Here is a 14,476-nt window from a genome sequence, read left to right as displayed (position 1 = left end):
CCCTTATGACTCCGTCGGACTTGGCAGTGGTCCTTCAGTACGAGCATCAGTGGCAGGAGACCAAGTACTGGTGCGGTCCGGCAGCGGCCCGAGTTGCGTTGTCCTGTCGTGGTATTCACCTGACCCAGGCCGAACTCGCCGGGCAACTCGGGACGGATGGGGACGGAACCGACCACATCGGGCAGATCACCAGGGTGTTGGGCAGTCTCGTCGGTTGGTACGAGACCAAGGAGATGCCCTCGGACCCGCCGTCACCAGAGCAGCGGGATCTGTTGTGGCGCGATGTGACCCACAATGTCGACAACGGTTACGGCTTGGTCGCCAACATTGTCGCCCCGCCTGGAAATCACCCGCCGGGCTACCCCTCTGACCAGACGATCTACCACTACTTCACGGTGGTCGGCTATCAGCCCGATTCGCGTGATGTCTTCGTCGTCGATTCTGCTCAGTTCAGCCAGGGACAGTACTGGATCGGTTTTGACCTGCTGGCAAGCCTGATTCCTCCGAAGGGTTACTCCGCCTGATCGAGTCTCGGCTCGAGCCAGCGGTCTCCGCGACGGTGAAGCGTGGCAGAAAAAGCTGGACGATGGGGCCGATGGCAAGGGCGTAGAGGACCGTCCCGATGCCAGCCACTCCACCGAGCAGGATGCCCACCGCCACGACGGTGACTTCGATGCCGGTGCGAATGAGGCGCAGGCTCCGGCCGGTTCGCGCATGCAGTCCGGTCATGAGCCCATCGCGCGGACCGGGGCCAAGGCGGGTGCCGATATACATCGCGGTCGCCAGGCCGTTGAGGACAATCCCGAGGAGCAGGAGGCCGACCTGCGGCACGAGATCGTGCATGGTGGGCACTTTCGCCAAGGTCACACCGGCCGCGGGGCCGACCCATAGTGAGTTGGCTAGCGTGCCGATGCCGACCCGCTGTCGTAACGGAATCCACAGCAACAGCACGATGAAGCTGACCGCAACGATGACCACGCCGAGGTCGCGATCCAGCCGTTCGGCGATCCCGACCTCGAGCACGCTCCATGGCATCGTGCCGAGCCCGGCCCGCACCAGGAGTGCGACGGAGACGCCGTACAACGTCAGACCGACCATGAGTTGAAGGAATCGTCGGGGGAGGCGTCGCCCGGAGAGGCGCGGCCGAGTGGTGGAAGTGCAGGCCATGCTCCCACCTTCGCGGAAAATGGTCCCGAAATAAAGGGCCAATTGTGAAACACTGGCCTGATGGAGCCCGCGACGAGCGCCTCAACCGCTTCCATCTCGGCCACGCGACTGGTCGTGATGGTTGGTACCCCCGAAGTAGACCGGCCGGCCTATCAGTGGCTGAGCGAAGCGGTGCGCTCGCTGGTGGCCGACGGTCGACTCCTGCACGGCACGCGGTTGCCCAGCGAACGAAGCATGGTCGCCGCACTCGGGTTGAGTCGGACCACGGTGACACGCGCGTACGCCGAACTTCGAGATCGTGGCTATGCCACCGCCCGACAGGGATCAGGAACGATTGCCGTGTTGCCTGGAGGTCCGGCGGCCGGGGGAGCCGAGCCGGTCCCGATGGGTGTGCCGGGCTCGGCACCTGCCGGTGCCATCGACTGGCGCTCGGCGGCTCCACCAGCGGTGGCTGGGCTGACCTCGGCCTATGCCCGAGCGGGGGAACACATTGGTCGCTTTGTCAGCGGGATGGGATATTTCCCAGTGGGCATCCCGGAGATCAGGGAGGCCGTGGCGCAGCGCTATACCGAACGAGGTTTGGCCACCTCGCCCGACCAGATCATCGTGACCACGGGCGCAACCGAGGGGACCGCGGCAGCCGCTCAGGTGCTGTTGGGTCGGGGGAGCCGGGTGATCGCCGAGACGCCGGCCTATCCGAACTCACTGGTCACCTTGCGACGTGAGGTATCGCGTGTCGTGCCAGTTCCGATCACCTGGGACGGCAGTGATGTGGGTGCGTGGGAGAGCGCGACAGTGGGGTCCGGTGCGCGGGCCGCGTTCCTTACACCGGACTTCCACAACCCGACGGGCGCGTTGCTGGATGCTGAGCGGCGCGACCAGCTGGCGGCACTGTGGCGGCGCCACAAGCTCACCGGGTTAGTTGACGAGACGCTTGCCGAGCTCGTGATCGACGACCTCACGATGCCGGCGCCCATGGCAGCTTTTGCGACCAGTGCGGTCACGGTGGGGAGCGTGAGCAAGATGCTGTGGGGAGGGTTGCGCGTGGCGTGGATTCGCGCGCCGCGCAACCTTATTGGGCCACTCACCCAGGCGCGGATGAGTATTGGACTCGGAGGGCCGGTGATGGAGCAGATGGTCGCCGCGGATCTGATTCGCCGCGGGGTGGGGTCCGATAACGAGCGCCGGGACAGCCTGCGTTCCCGGCGCCGTGTCGTGATGGACGGCATCCATGAAGCACTTCCCGACTGGACGACTGTCGCGCCGCCTGGCGGGCTGTGGCTCTGGTGGCGACTTCCGGTGCCACGTTCCACCGCGTTGGTACGCGCAGCACGCGAGGAAGGCCTGTTGATGCTCCCCGGGTCGACGTTCGCGGTCGCGGAGAGTGGCCTAGAGCATTGGGTGCGTACGCCGTTCGCCCTTCCCGAGGCCGACCTCACCGAGGCTGTTGTGCGGCTCGCCCGAGCGTGGGCCCGGGTGACGTGAGGCTGGTCTCGCGGCCGGGTCAGGTCACCCGCTTGACTCGCTCCCGGTGACTCGAGCCATTGCCCCCGTCAATGTCGGGATCGCTGGTCTTCCGGATCTGGTCGATGACCTTCTCCGTTCCTTCCACCGGCTTCTCGCTGATCAAGGTGTCTCGCTCGAAATGGTGGGACTTGTCCTGGTTTCGGTAGTACTTGTAGATCGCCCAGTAGGTCCCAGCTCCGCCGACCGGACCGGCCGCCAGAATCCACCACGGTGGGCCGCTTTGCGTGCTGCTTGTGTCGGCGGCCGCCGCGAGGGACGCGTAATCGGTCACGATGGGGATGAGGTCGACGATCATGACGCAGCCACCAAGAATGCGCCGGCCGCGCCTTCAAGGAAGGTGCCCACCGTCAGTGCCGCCAAAATCAGCTTGGGTTGGGAGACCGGGACACTTCCCATGGTTTCGCCCGTACGAGCATTTACGGCGATGTAGTGAATCATTCCGGACTTGTCGTCTTGGTGGGAGTAGATCCAGACCGGCAGATACATCGCGATCCACCGGGAGCCCCCGACATCGAGTTTTTCCTGTTCCCACCGAACTCCACGGTCGAACCTTGAGATCGAGGGTTCGACCCGAGATCGACCGATCGAGAGCAGTTGATCCTCGAATCGCGGTATGACTCCCTCGACGTTGAGGTCTCGCTTCTCACTGGTGTAGCCCACGAGATAGTTCGCGTTCCACTTGACCGCGTTCTTGGTGTCGAAAGGCAAGACCGTATTGATGATGTTGTTGGTGTTTTCTTCCCCGAAAGTGCCCCGAGCGCTGGAGCTTTCGACCGTGAGGTCATCGACGGTGAATCCGACCTGACGCTGCACGTGATAGACGTCGGCGCTGTAGTAGGTCGTTTTGTTGTTGTCCGTTCCTTCGGTCCAGCGCCTGGTCTGGATCTCACCGGCGCCCCAGAAGGTCGACTCCGCATGAGCGTCGATCACGAGGTAGGGCAAGAAGACACCCAGCACATTCTCGGGAACGAACTCCGCCTTGAACGCGCGATGGGCGAACAACCGACGAGATGAAGCGAATTCCCGAATCTTCTCGACCGCTTCCTCCTTGGTCAGTTTGAACGGCAACACCGCGTCAGGGACCGCGCCGTTGGGTACTTGTTGGCTGACGTTGAGCGTGTGGCGACACCAGTGGCATCGAGCATTCATGGTGTTTTTGGTGTCGACAACTACCTCGGCACCGCACCCGTCGCATTTGAGCGTCACGACCGCTGATGCATCGGCGTCGATGGCTGCGGCACCGGTGGACACGACCTGACCCTCCAGGTCAGTGATTCCGTCGCCGAGCCCGAACTCCTCCTCGACCCGGGCCTCTTCCCACTCGTAGCGACAAAAAAGGCAGCGCAAGGCGGTGGTTGACGCACGTTGCCGGACCTCGGTCGATCCACACCGCGGGCATCGGTTGACGCCGTCCCGCAGGGATTCGTTGACCGTGTTGATGTCTGGCTTCGGCGCCGGCTCGGCGCGCGCGGCGGCGAGTTCTTCTTCTAGGGAGTTGGGCGGGCCATCGAACGGTGGTGGGTGGTGGTCAGCCGAAGAACCAGACTCTTCGGTGCTCACTTCACAACCCCAGGGCCTTGGCCTTGGCGGCGTCGTAGTCCTCTTGGGTGATCAGGCCAGCGTCGAGCATGTCCTTGGCACGCTTGAGGACAGCCATCGGGTCATCCGCCGCAGGCGCTTCGGCGGGCGCAGCGGCAGCCGGGGGCGCAGCAGCCGGCGGTGCCTGCTGCGCGGGCTGTTGGGCCGGGGGAGCGGCCGCTTGCTGACCGGCGACCGGCTGCTGCAGTCCGCTCACTCCAAGACCGGAGGTCGCCATTCCCATGCCGATGAGGCCGCCGGGGCCGGCATTCTCGCCGGCTGATTCGACACCCGCGGCGACCGAAGCCTGCAGGTTCGCATTGCCGCGAGCGCCAGACAGGGCATCGGCGCGCTGCACAGTCTTGAGCAATTCACGGGTATTGGCGTCGTACTCGATGGAAATGATCGCGGTCTTGATGATCTCCAGTCCGCGGTCGGTCTTCCACTGGTAGTTCTGCTCCACCGCGGCCGAGAGCGACTCGGCGAAGCCGATGGAATCCTGTTGGAGGCGGGCGATTCGATTGCCCTTGGCCGGGTCGTTGGTATACATCGAGAAGGCCGGTGCCAACGAGCTGATGACCTCATTGAACAGCTGCTCGCCTGCGGGGTTGTCCATGTCGGTGAAGTCGAAGCGGGCGCGCCCCGTGATGACATCGGCTGGCACGAAATTGCGAATGAAGGTCAACGGATCAGTGATTTTCAGGGTGTACGTTCCGCGCGTGACCGCCCCGACCTGGGTGTTGAGGAACGCGTCATTCCAATAGATCTCCGACTGGGTGCCGAACTTGTTGTTGGGCAATTCCTTGAGCGAGACGAAGACCGCATTCTGCTGCGCGCTAGGCCGACCGCCGAACTTGAATCGTTCCCAGCTCTGCTTGAGCACGGCATCGACCAGGCCGCCGCCGGTGAATACCGACTGGGAGGCGGGTTCGTCGGAGTTCCAGATGTAGGCACCAGCTTGAGCGGCAAGACCGGTGAAGGCACCGTCCTCCAAGAGAGCGAGTGCGTAGCCCTCGGGGACGATGATCTTCGACCCGTTGGTGATCACACCCTCGGAGGGACGATCGTTGCCGCCTCGTCCGGAATTTTCGCCGCGCTGCACTGCGGGGAAGATCGCCGTCGTGGACCCGACGTCCGCGGGAACGGTGAAGAAGTCAACCCACTGGTCTGCCAGCGTTCCACCGATGGCACCAGCCACTGCCTGAAAGAGTCCCACGTTGGTTCGCCTCCCGAAATTCGGGCGGGCCGATCGCCGCGCCACGATGTCCGGAGAATATCCGAGCCCCACACATTGCGCGCCACCGTTGGCGGATTTCGCGGTTGTGACATCGTTGATCGCGTGCCGGATGTCGTGGTGGTAGGTGGTGGAGTTGCCGGTCTGTCGGCTGCCTGGACTCTGATGCAGCGGGGCGTCGATGTCCTCCTCCTGGAGTCGACTGATCGGGTAGGCGGCAAACTGCGCCAGGCGGAACTCGCTGGTCAGCTGATCGACGTCGGGGCTGAGTCGCTGTTGTGGCGGCGACCGGAGGGACGGCGGTTGGTCGATGATCTCCATGTGCGGGTCACCCACCCGGCGCAGTTGAGCGCTTCGATCTGGAGCCGCGGCGCCCTGCACCCGATGCCGACTGGGACGTTAATGGGCATTCCGAGTGATCCGAGCGCGCTGTCTGGCTTGCTGACGCCAGCGGAAGTCGCTCGTGCGGTAGCTGAGCGGCCGGTCGAGTCCAGCGGTGATAGCTCACTCGGTGACCTCATCTCCGGCGCTCTTGGGGATGCCGTGGTGGACCGATTGGTGGAGCCGCTCCTAGGGGGTGTCTACGCGGGCCATGCCCGACTGTTGTCGGCATCCGCGTGCTTGCCTCAGGTCAATAGTGCTGTGGCCCGAGGGGATTCGTTGATCTCCCTGGCGTCCTCCGCGGCAACAGCCGCAGGGGACAGGCGGCACGATCCGGTCTTTGCGACACTTCCGGGTGGCTTGGGTCAGCTGCCGGGCATCCTGACAGAACGGCTGCGCGCAGCCAGTGCGGTCGTGCGAACGGGTGCCGTGGTTCGCGCGCTGAACCGAGTCGGTACACGTTGGGAACTGACCGTGGGGGAGACGCGAGCACCGGAGCGGATATGCGCCGACGCGGTCGTCCTCGCGACGCCGTCTGCACCAACGGCTCGCCTGCTCGGCCCGCATGATGCGACCGCTGGATCGGCCTTAACTGCAATCGAATACGCCTCTATGGCGATCGTTACCTACGCGTTTGGCCGGGGCGATGTTCCGTCCACGATGACAGACCGAAGTGGCTTTCTGGTGCCACCTGTCGACGGACAGCGGATCAAGGCCGCGACCTTTAGCTCGGCCAAGTGGCCATGGCTGTCAGAGGCCGCTTCGGACGTGACCTATGTTCGGGTGTCTTTGGGTCGCCACCGTGAGGAGGTCTCCCTGCAGACCTCGGACGAAGACCTGACGGCTGCCGGTCTTGCTGATCTTGGCGCGGCTCTCGGCACGACCTTGCCGCGTCCAGTCGAGACGCACTTACAACGCTGGGGCGGCGGACTGCCGCAGTACCTCCTCGGACACCAGGACCGGATCGGGCGCGTTCGCCGAGCGGTCGAGGCCCTTCCCGGCCTGGAGGTCGCGGGCGCAGCCTATGAGGGAGTGGGCATCCCAGCGTGCATTGGATCCGGGACCCGCGCAGCGGAGATGTTGTTGCCCCACCTGTCTCATGGTTGACGTGACCGGCGAGAATGGCCTGCATGACCGAGTCGACGGATTCCAGTAGCGGGCCACGCGCCGTACGCCCGGGTGCAGCCCAGATCAACGAGATCAACGCGACCGTGCGTTACACGATGTACTCGATCTTCCGGGTCGATCGCGAACTCCCACAGGACCGCTCGAGGTTGGTCGCTGAGGTCAACGGCTATTTCGATGCGATCGGTGAGCACGATGTCGTGGTGCGAGGTCTTTATGACCTCGGCGGCTTGCGCGGTGACGCTGATCTGATGATTTGGTGGCATGCGCCCGAGATTGAGTCGCTCCAGGCCGCTTACCGCGGATTCCAGAGCACCGTGCTGGGGCGGCACCTGAAGCCCGTATGGTCCAACGCCGCCGTTCATCGCCCCGCCGAGTTCAACAAGTCGCATGTTCCGGATTTCCTGGTGGACCCGAACCCCAAGGCATATATGTGCCTCTACCCATTCGTGCGCTCCTACGACTGGTATCTCCTGCCCGATGAGGAGCGGCGCACCATGCTGAAGGACCACGGTCTGGCTGCCCGGGACTACCCAGACGTACGCGCAAACACCGTGCCAGCGTTCGCCCTCGGCGACTACGAATGGCTGCTGGCATTTGAGGGTGACGAACTGCACCGCATCGTCGATCTCATGCGGGACCTACGAGCCACCGAGGCGCGACGCCACGTCCGGGAAGAGACCCCATTCTTCACCGGACCGCGAATCTCCTTGGATGAGTTCGTGATTCGCCTTCCATAGGGGAAAGGCGCGCCATGAGGGAGCGCTGGCTCAGCGCTCCGTCGGCTTGAGTTTCAGGCTGACGGAGTTGATGCACCACCGCTGGTCGGTCGGGACGTTGTAGCCCTCGCCCTCAAAGACGTGTCCGAGGTGGGATCCGCAACTACCGCAACGGACTTCGGTACGGACGGTCCCCATTGACCGATCTTCGATGAGTTCCACGTTGTCATCGGTCGTGGGCTGGTAGAACGACGGCCATCCGCAGCCGCTGTGGAACTTGGCGTCGCTGGTGAACAACTCGGCATCGCACGCGCGGCAGCTATAAACACCGGTGGTTTCGGTGTCGGTGTACTCCCCGGTGAACGGGCGCTCGGTGCCCGCTTTGCGCAGGACGTCGTACTCGGCGGGCGAGAGTTCCTGGCGCCACTGGTCATCGGACTTGGAAACGGAGTAAGTGCGATCAGTCATGTTGGGGACAACGCAAAGGACTCGAAACTGATTCCCAGCAAGCCTTGACAACATACAACCAAAGTGTTGTATGTTTCAGTCATGGCCAGGGACGACGAGGAGCGGGCGGATCGCCTCTTCCAGGCGCTCTCCGACAGCACCCGGCGGGACATCCTCCGTCGAGTGATGCGCGAGGAGCACTCGGTGTCGACTTTGGCGGAGTTGTATCCCATGAGCTTTGCGGCCGTGCAACGTCACGTCGCCGTGCTTGAGCGCTCTGGTCTGCTCACCAAACGCCGCAACGGGCGTGAGCAGCTAGCCCGCGGGGAGATGGACGCCGTACGTGAGGTCGCCGACACTTTGGCGGAGTTCGAGGCGGTGTGGCGCGGCCGCATCGGTCGCATCGAAGAGTTGCTGAACGAAACACACGATTCTCAAGGAGATTGATCATGGCCGTCGTCGACGTGCAGCAAGACCTGGACAACAACCAGCTGACAATGATCTCGGACTTCGCCGCGCCGGTTGAGCGCGTGTGGCAGGTCTGGTCTGACCCGCGCCAGCTCGAGCAGTGGTGGGGTCCTCCCGGCTACCCGGCCGCGGTGACCGAGCACGACCTGACGGCCGGCGGAAAGGTTCGCTACTTCATGACATCCCCCGAAGGTGTCAAGCACCACGGGTGGTGGGAAGTCCTCGCGGCCGAGGCGCCGCACTCTCTTGAGCTGCGGGACGGCTTCGGGGACAAGGACGGCAACCCCACGGAGGCCATGCCGGTATCCGTGACCCAGGTCGAACTGACCGAGCACGAAGGCGGAACGCGCATGACGTCAACGACGACGTACGCCAGCGCCGACCAGTTCAAGCAGGTGCTGGAAATGGGCATGGTGGAAGGCTCCACCCAAGCCGCAAACCAGATCGACGCACTCCTCGCCGCCTGACCGAACTAACGCAGTCAGTTCTGGTGGTCAGCCGTCGGTGGGGAGCAGTTCGTCGATGCGTACGACGTCCTTCACGAAGCCACGGAGCGCGAGAAAGTCACGCAGTGACTCGCGATGGTCATCACACGCGAGCCAGACCTTGCGACGCGTGGGCTCGTGCAGGGTGGGATTGTTCCAGCGAATCGCCCAGGTGGCGTCCTGGCGGCAGCCTTTGGCGCTGCAAAGGTGCTCGGTCATGCGGGGCCGATGCGTTGCGCGCGTTCGTCGGGGCTGACCGAGCCAATCGCCTCGACTCGACGCTTGCTCGCCGCATTCGCAAACACCACGGCGACGTAGGGGAGGAGAACCGCAAGGGCGACGCAGGTCCACCGCAGCCATCCGGTCAGCACCACCGCCGCGACGAAGCAGGCCGTACGGATGCCCATCGAGAGCAGATAGTTGCGCATTCGGGACTCGTAGTCCTTGCGCGGGCCGTCGGGAAGGCTCGTCGCGGACGGCACCGACACGTTGCCAGATGACCTCGACGACCCGCTCATGGATGCCACGGTACGCCTACCGCCTGGTAGTCCTATAGCGTCGCCACGGCAAACCGTTTCGACCTCAGGAGATGCGTCCGTGAGCGACTCCCCTCGTTCTGTATTGGTAACTGGAGGCAACCGCGGCATTGGTCTCGCGATTGCTCGTGCTCTGTCTGAGGCAGGTGATCGAGTCATCGTCGCGAGCCGATCCGGGGAGGCCCCCGAAGGCCTGGAAGCCGTGCAGTGCGACGTCGCAGACACCGCCTCGGTTGACGCCGCCTTCACTGCGGCTGAGGAGTTGGTGGGCGGCCCGATCGAAATCGTGGTCGCCAACGCGGGCGTGACCCGCGACACGTTGCTGCTGCGCATGTCCGATGAAGACTTCGACGCCGTCGTCAACACCAACTTGGCGGGCGCCTTCCGATGCGCCCGACGTGCCAGCAAAGGCATGATCCGCATGAAGCGCGGCCGAATCATCTTGATCTCCAGCGTGGTTGGCCTCCTGGGCTCCGCTGGGCAAACCAACTATGCGGCGAGTAAGTCCGGTCTAGTCGGCCTTGCGCGCTCGATTACGCGGGAGCTCGGTGGCCGCAATATCACCGCCAACGTGGTGGCACCCGGGTTCATTGACACCGACATGACGCGTGAGCTCACCGATGACCAGCGCGCGGCCTATGTCAAGCAGATCCCCGCCGGGCGGCTCGCCGAGCCGGAGGAAGTCGCGGCAGCGGTGCGGTTCCTGGCCAGCCCGGAGGCGTCGTACATCTCCGGCGCGGTGATCCCGGTCGATGGCGGCCTGGGTATGGGGCACTGAGCGACCAACCAACCAACCAACTATCCGTACACCTCACGGGAGATCATTGATGGGCTTGCTTGAAGGAAAGAAGATTCTGGTGACCGGAGTCCTGATGGACTCATCGATCGCCTTTCACGTCGCCAAACTCGCGCAGCAAGAGGGCGCAGAGGTCGTGCTGACCTCCTTTGGCCGCACGATGAAGATCACGAAGACCATTGCCAAGCGGCTCCCGAGCACGCCCGAGGTCCTGGAGCTCGATGTCACCGACCAGGAGCATCTCGACTCGCTCGCGGAGCGCGTCGGGGAGCAGGTTGACCACCTCGACGGTGTCTTGCACTCCATCGGCTTCGCGCCGCCGGGAGCATTCGACTTTATGTCCGGCACGTGGGAAGACGTCAGCACCGCGGTCCACACGTCGGCGTACTCGCTTAAGGCACTAGCGACCGCGACGCTGCCGTTGATGACCGACAAGGCTTCTCTGGTGGGCCTGACCTTCGATGCAAAATTCGCCTGGCCGGTCTATGACTGGATGGGCGTCGCCAAGGCGGCGTTCGAGTCGACCAACCGCTATCTCGCGCGCGATCTGGGAGCGCAGGGCATTCGGTGCAACCTGGTCGCAGCCGGGCCCATTCGCACCACCGCGGCCAGGTCGATTCCCGACTTCGTCAAGTTCGAGGAGATCTGGGACGACCGGGCGCCGTTGGGGTGGGATATATCCGACCCCGAACCAGCCGCTCGGGCCTGCGCGGCGCTGATGTCGGACTGGTTCCCCGCGACGACAGGCGAGATCGTGCATGTTGATGGTGGCGTGCACGCGATGGGGCAGTAGCCGGACTCAGTACGCTCGACCTATGTCAGCGCGTGACACCCCGGGAACGTCCGTGGCCACCACGGATCTCCGGCTTCTCGATGGTCCGAATCTGTACTTCACCCGACCTGCCCTGCGGGTATCGCTCAGCCTGACTGGGTACCTCGATGCGGAGGAGAGTCGGCTTCAGGAAATCGCGGCTCAGCTGGGACTGCCTCGCTCTGCACCCGGTGAAGCCGGAACCGAGACCCGAGGGCGTTTCCTGCTGCGACTAGTAGAGCGGGTTGTTCGAAGGGTCGCTAAGGCTGCTGGCAGCACGCGGCTGGGGGTGCGGGTGCGGTCGACGGCAGAGCCCGGGCAGGTCGTCGTCGCGGTCCCGTGGAACTCCAGGGCGCGTGCTACCGCGATCGGCAATGGGCTTGGCCCACTCCTTGCCAGCATCCTTGAATCAGGCGCTGACACAGCGCTTTTCGAGGATGCTGCCCGTTCGCTTGCGGCGGTTCCGGTAGAACGAGCGCCGCGCCGGCAGGTCCCGAAGGTGCCGGTCATTGCAATCACTGGAACCAACGGGAAGACCACGACGACCCGGCTCGTGGCGCACATCAGCATGACGGCCGGGCGGCGTACGGGCTGGAGTTCGACCGACGGCGTGCTCGTGCAGGGCGAACTCATCGAAAAGGGTGACTACTCCGGCCCAGCCGGCGCGCGCGCCGTGCTGGACGCAGGCGTTGAGATCGCTGTGCTTGAAACAGCGCGAGGCGGCATGTTGCGCCGCGGCCTGGGTACGTCGGTCAACGACGTCAGCGTCGTCACCAATGTGAGCGCCGACCACCTGGGCGAAGGTGGCATCGAGACGCTCGACCAGCTCGCTGAGGTCAAAGCGATCATCACGCGCGTCACGAAGCCTGGCGGATGGACTGTCCTCAACGGCGATGACCCGCGCGTCTGGGCGATGCGTACCGGGACCAAGTCGCGTGTCTGGTGTTTCACTCCCGATCCAGATTCCCCGTCGTTGCGCGAGGCCGTGCAGGCGGGCGGACGTGGAATCACGGTGATGGACGGGGACATTGTGGTGCTGCGCCCGGGCCATGACCCCGAGCATTTGCTGCCGGTCACGGACATCCCGATGACGCTGGCTGGTCTGTCAAAGCACAACGTCGCCAACGCCCTGGCCGGTGCCGCTGGTGCGCTTGGTCTTGGACTCCCCGTCGAGGCGGTCATCGACGGGTTGCGCACTTTCACCCCGGATGCGCGACTCAATCCGGGCCGGATGAACGTCTATAGCGTTCCACTGCCGCGCGGTGAAGTCGCGACATTGGTCCTCGACATGGCGCACAACGAGAGTGGATTGGATGCGCTGCTCACGGTGGCCGAAGGTCTGCGCGCTACCGGTCAGCGGATCGTGCTCGGCTTGGGTACGGGTGGTGACCGAACCGACGACATCCTGCGCGATCTGGGGGAGATGGCTGGCATTCGAGCCGACCTTGTGCACATCGAGCACAAAGAGAAGTACCTGCGTGGTCGTACGCGTGAAGAACTGACGCACTTCTTCGTGGAGGGACTCGCGCGGGCCGGCGCAGCTCCAGTTGCGGTGTGGGACACCGAACTCGCGGCAGTTAAGGGAATGTTGGCCACCGCGGTGGACGGCGATGTCTTGCCCGTGATGGTGCACGAGCACCAGGAGCAGGTTCACGACTGGTTGATCCAACACGGGGCGAGCGTTGATGACGCGGAAGCACTCCGGCAGAAGGTCGTCGCTGCGCACGCCGTGGAACACGACGTCATCGCGGTTGCACCCACGCAACTGGACGCATACCACCGAGAGCAGGTCGCTGAGGCGGCCAGGCGCCTACGCTTCGGGGACCAGGACGCCGCACTGCAGATTCTGGACAGCTTGATCAGCGGCTAGGGACTGAATATTCATGTCTGACAATGGCTTTACCGGCGACCTTCGTGATGCGAACGCATCGACCTGGGAAGCCGCCGTGACTCATCGTTTTGTTGAGGAACTCGGGGCCGGGACGGTCCCTGACGTGGTCATGGGACGTTATCTGGTCCAGGATCATCGCTTTCTGGATGCATTCGTCGGGCTTCTCGGAGCGGCTGTCACCACTGCCGACACCCTGGTCGCCAGACTGGCTTTCGGTCGTTACCTCGGCGTGGTGTGTGGAGGTGAGAACGACTACTTCCTCCGGGCATTCGACGCGCTCGGTATCAGTGAGGACGTGCGGAGCGCGACACCCGATGCGCCACCGACCTCAGGGTTCATTGCTCTCATGCAGGAGGCGGCGGACAGCCGCGATTACGCAAGTGCGCTCACGGTGCTGCTTGTCGCCGAGTGGCTCTATCTGGACTGGGCAGTGCGCTGTCCAAGCAGGCGTCCCTCCTCCTTCGTTCATGCGGAGTGGATCGAGATCCATGACGAGCCGTCGTTGGGGCCGATCGTCTCGCTCCTGCGTGCTGAGCTCGATCGCGTAGGCCTGGAAAGTCCAAATGTGACAACGCTTTTCACGCGTGCGGTTGATCTGGAGCTCGCGTTCTTTGAAGCGGCTTACGAGGGAGCTGAGGATGGGACTGTTCGCTGAGCTTCGCGATGCGTGTGCGCCGACGTGGCAGGCGTATGTCGACCATGAATTCGTCCGTTGTCTCGGCGATGGCAGCCTGCCCGAGGGCGCTTTCAAGGACTATCTCGTCCAGGACTACCTGTTCTTGATCCAGTTTGCTCGCGCCTATGCCCTATCGGGTTACAAGGCGCAGTCAGTGGACGACCTGCGGGGCGCGCACGAGGCGTTGGGCGCCATCCTTAATGAACTACCCCTGCACGAAAGGCTCTGTGCCCGTTGGGATCTGACGCCAGACGAACTCGCTATGGCGGAGGAGAAGTCCGCGACAGTGGCCTACACGAGGTTCGTGCTCGATGTCGGCATGAGTGGCGACCTGCTCGATCTGAATGTCGCTCTTGCCCCTTGCGTCATCGGCTACGCCGAGATTGGCCAGGCGCTTGCTCCGCGGCTAGCGGCGAACCCTGAACACCGGTTTGGCGAATGGATTGCTGAGTACGCGGGCGAGGCGTACCAACATTCCGCAGACGTGGCGACGGCACGACTGGATGATTTGATGGATCAGCCCCTCAGCTCGTCTCGCCGTTCACAACTGGAGCGCACGTTTGCGACCGCAACACGATGTGAAGCGCAGTTCTGGCAGTCGGCACTGGCGTAATGTCCCGGCCCGCACTATCGCC

18 protein-coding genes are annotated in these 14,476 nt (G+C 63.9%); 11 read left to right on the top strand and 7 right to left on the bottom strand.

The genetic code is table 11. From position 1 onward, the window contains the following. The first annotated feature begins 5 nt into the window (after positions 1–5). Positions 6–524 carry a C39 family peptidase gene (locus F562_RS0105835; protein WP_018155997.1) on the top strand — a complete coding sequence of 173 codons (519 nt, stop codon included), beginning with the start codon at positions 6–8 and terminating at the stop codon, positions 522–524. Here the strand turns inward: F562_RS0105835 and yczE are convergent. Further along, positions 451–1,167: a membrane protein YczE gene (yczE, locus tag F562_RS18235; RefSeq protein ID WP_051080153.1), complete on the bottom strand. Its 717-nt coding sequence runs from the start codon at positions 1,165–1,167 to the stop codon at positions 451–453. The two genes, F562_RS0105835 and yczE, sit on opposite strands and share 74 nt — an antisense overlap. A gap of 60 nt (positions 1,168–1,227) precedes the next feature. Here yczE and yczR point away from each other — a divergent pair, with 60 nt between their 5' ends. Next, a complete protein-coding gene (gene yczR / locus F562_RS18230) occupies positions 1,228–2,652 on the top strand; it encodes a MocR-like transcription factor YczR (RefSeq protein WP_018155995.1) in 1,425 nt (474 codons plus the stop codon). 19 nt (positions 2,653–2,671) lie between these two features. Here the strand turns inward: yczR and F562_RS0105820 are convergent, their stop codons facing one another. From F562_RS0105820 to F562_RS0105810, 3 genes are read right to left on the bottom strand one after another with little or no spacing between them, the layout of a single operon-like run. Next, positions 2,672–2,989, bottom strand: a complete 318-nt coding sequence (locus F562_RS0105820) for a hypothetical protein (protein ID WP_018155994.1) — start codon at positions 2,987–2,989, stop codon at positions 2,672–2,674. Beyond that, positions 2,986–4,254 carry a hypothetical protein gene (locus F562_RS0105815; RefSeq protein ID WP_018155993.1) on the bottom strand — a complete coding sequence of 423 codons (1,269 nt, stop codon included), beginning with the start codon at positions 4,252–4,254 and terminating at the stop codon, positions 2,986–2,988. The genes F562_RS0105820 and F562_RS0105815 overlap by 4 nt, the downstream gene beginning before the upstream one ends. A 1-nt stretch (position 4,255) precedes the next feature. Then, complete coding sequence (locus tag F562_RS0105810) at positions 4,256–5,488, bottom strand: SHOCT domain-containing protein (protein WP_026181039.1); 1,233 nt, start codon at positions 5,486–5,488, stop codon at positions 4,256–4,258. A 123-nt stretch (positions 5,489–5,611) separates the two neighbouring features. Between F562_RS0105810 and hemG the strand changes: the two genes are divergently transcribed. After that, positions 5,612–6,994 (top strand): protoporphyrinogen oxidase, encoded by a 1,383-nt coding sequence (gene hemG / locus F562_RS0105805; RefSeq protein WP_156822552.1) that lies wholly within the window; start codon positions 5,612–5,614, stop codon positions 6,992–6,994. A gap of 14 nt (positions 6,995–7,008) precedes the next feature. After that, a complete protein-coding gene (hemQ, locus tag F562_RS0105800; RefSeq protein WP_018155990.1) occupies positions 7,009–7,752 on the top strand; it encodes a hydrogen peroxide-dependent heme synthase in 744 nt (247 codons plus the stop codon). A gap of 30 nt (positions 7,753–7,782) precedes the next feature. On the opposite strand, the gene msrB is transcribed toward hemQ, so the two are convergent. Further along, the gene (gene msrB, locus F562_RS0105795; RefSeq protein ID WP_018155989.1) at positions 7,783–8,199 is read right to left on the bottom strand and encodes a peptide-methionine (R)-S-oxide reductase MsrB; all 417 of its coding nucleotides are present in this window, start codon (positions 8,197–8,199) and stop codon (positions 7,783–7,785) included. Positions 8,200–8,280: 81 nt separating this feature from the next. Here msrB and F562_RS0105790 point away from each other — a divergent pair, with 81 nt between their 5' ends. Next, positions 8,281–8,625, top strand: a complete 345-nt coding sequence (locus tag F562_RS0105790) for an ArsR/SmtB family transcription factor (RefSeq protein WP_018155988.1) — start codon at positions 8,281–8,283, stop codon at positions 8,623–8,625. A 2-nt stretch (positions 8,626–8,627) separates the two neighbouring features. Then, entirely contained in the window at positions 8,628–9,113 is a 486-nt protein-coding gene (locus tag F562_RS0105785; RefSeq protein ID WP_018155987.1) for an SRPBCC family protein, read from the top strand. Between the two features lie 27 nt (positions 9,114–9,140). Here the strand turns inward: F562_RS0105785 and F562_RS0105780 are convergent, their stop codons facing one another. Together F562_RS0105780 and F562_RS0105775 are read right to left on the bottom strand one after the other, a co-directional pair. After that, positions 9,141–9,350 carry a hypothetical protein gene (locus F562_RS0105780; RefSeq protein ID WP_018155986.1) on the bottom strand — a complete coding sequence of 70 codons (210 nt, stop codon included), beginning with the start codon at positions 9,348–9,350 and terminating at the stop codon, positions 9,141–9,143. Next, a complete protein-coding gene (locus F562_RS0105775; protein WP_156822551.1) occupies positions 9,347–9,649 on the bottom strand; it encodes a DUF3099 domain-containing protein in 303 nt (100 codons plus the stop codon). Before F562_RS0105775 ends, F562_RS0105780 begins: the two co-directional genes overlap by 4 nt. Here F562_RS0105775 and F562_RS0105770 point away from each other — a divergent pair. Genes F562_RS0105770 through tenA form a run of 5 tightly spaced genes read left to right on the top strand, consistent with a single transcriptional unit; the run spans position 9,648 to position 14,454 of the window. Beyond that, positions 9,648–10,445 (top strand): beta-ketoacyl-ACP reductase, encoded by a 798-nt coding sequence (locus F562_RS0105770; RefSeq protein WP_051080189.1) that lies wholly within the window; start codon positions 9,648–9,650, stop codon positions 10,443–10,445. The genes F562_RS0105775 and F562_RS0105770 overlap by 2 nt on opposite strands. Positions 10,446–10,494: 49 nt before the next feature. Then, on the top strand, positions 10,495–11,256 hold the full coding sequence (gene fabI, locus F562_RS0105765) for an enoyl-ACP reductase FabI (protein ID WP_018155983.1): 762 nt from the start codon (positions 10,495–10,497) through the stop codon (positions 11,254–11,256). A gap of 22 nt (positions 11,257–11,278) precedes the next feature. Continuing rightward, complete coding sequence (locus F562_RS0105760; RefSeq protein ID WP_018155982.1) at positions 11,279–13,144, top strand: Mur ligase family protein; 1,866 nt, start codon at positions 11,279–11,281, stop codon at positions 13,142–13,144. A gap of 13 nt (positions 13,145–13,157) precedes the next feature. Further along, positions 13,158–13,820 (top strand): TenA family protein, encoded by a 663-nt coding sequence (locus F562_RS0105755; protein WP_018155981.1) that lies wholly within the window; start codon positions 13,158–13,160, stop codon positions 13,818–13,820. Then, positions 13,804–14,454, top strand: coding sequence for a thiaminase II (gene tenA / locus F562_RS0105750; protein ID WP_018155980.1), 651 nt, complete (start codon positions 13,804–13,806; stop codon positions 14,452–14,454). The genes F562_RS0105755 and tenA overlap by 17 nt, the downstream gene beginning before the upstream one ends. The last annotated feature ends 22 nt before the right edge of the window (positions 14,455–14,476 follow it).

It is taken from the genome of Demetria terragena DSM 11295, assembly GCF_000376825.1.
Lineage (GTDB): Bacteria > Actinomycetota > Actinomycetes > Actinomycetales > Dermatophilaceae > Demetria > Demetria terragena.
Note: the sequence above shows the minus strand (reverse complement) of the source record. Positions and strands in the feature narration are given on the sequence as shown.

Excerpts from the sequence above, each read along its gene's own strand:
- F562_RS0105835 (WP_018155997.1), top strand. The coding sequence starts at position 6 with ATGACTCCGTCGGACTTGGCAGTGGTCCTTCAGTACGAGCATCAGTGG.
- yczE (WP_051080153.1), bottom strand. The coding sequence starts at position 1,167 with ATGGCCTGCACTTCCACCACTCGGCCGCGCCTCTCCGGGCGACGCCTC.
- yczR (WP_018155995.1), top strand. The coding sequence starts at position 1,228 with ATGGAGCCCGCGACGAGCGCCTCAACCGCTTCCATCTCGGCCACGCGA.
- F562_RS0105820 (WP_018155994.1), bottom strand. The coding sequence starts at position 2,989 with ATGATCGTCGACCTCATCCCCATCGTGACCGATTACGCGTCCCTCGCG.
- hemQ (WP_018155990.1), top strand. The coding sequence starts at position 7,009 with ATGGCCTGCATGACCGAGTCGACGGATTCCAGTAGCGGGCCACGCGCC.
- msrB (WP_018155989.1), bottom strand. The coding sequence starts at position 8,199 with ATGACTGATCGCACTTACTCCGTTTCCAAGTCCGATGACCAGTGGCGC.
- F562_RS0105790 (WP_018155988.1), top strand. The coding sequence starts at position 8,281 with ATGGCCAGGGACGACGAGGAGCGGGCGGATCGCCTCTTCCAGGCGCTC.
- F562_RS0105785 (WP_018155987.1), top strand. The coding sequence starts at position 8,628 with ATGGCCGTCGTCGACGTGCAGCAAGACCTGGACAACAACCAGCTGACA.
- F562_RS0105780 (WP_018155986.1), bottom strand. The coding sequence starts at position 9,350 with ATGACCGAGCACCTTTGCAGCGCCAAAGGCTGCCGCCAGGACGCCACC.
- F562_RS0105770 (WP_051080189.1), top strand. The coding sequence starts at position 9,648 with ATGGATGCCACGGTACGCCTACCGCCTGGTAGTCCTATAGCGTCGCCA.
- F562_RS0105775 (WP_156822551.1), bottom strand. The coding sequence starts at position 9,649 with ATGAGCGGGTCGTCGAGGTCATCTGGCAACGTGTCGGTGCCGTCCGCG.
- fabI (WP_018155983.1), top strand. The coding sequence starts at position 10,495 with ATGGGCTTGCTTGAAGGAAAGAAGATTCTGGTGACCGGAGTCCTGATG.
- F562_RS0105760 (WP_018155982.1), top strand. The coding sequence starts at position 11,279 with ATGTCAGCGCGTGACACCCCGGGAACGTCCGTGGCCACCACGGATCTC.
- F562_RS0105755 (WP_018155981.1), top strand. The coding sequence starts at position 13,158 with ATGTCTGACAATGGCTTTACCGGCGACCTTCGTGATGCGAACGCATCG.
- tenA (WP_018155980.1), top strand. The coding sequence starts at position 13,804 with ATGGGACTGTTCGCTGAGCTTCGCGATGCGTGTGCGCCGACGTGGCAG.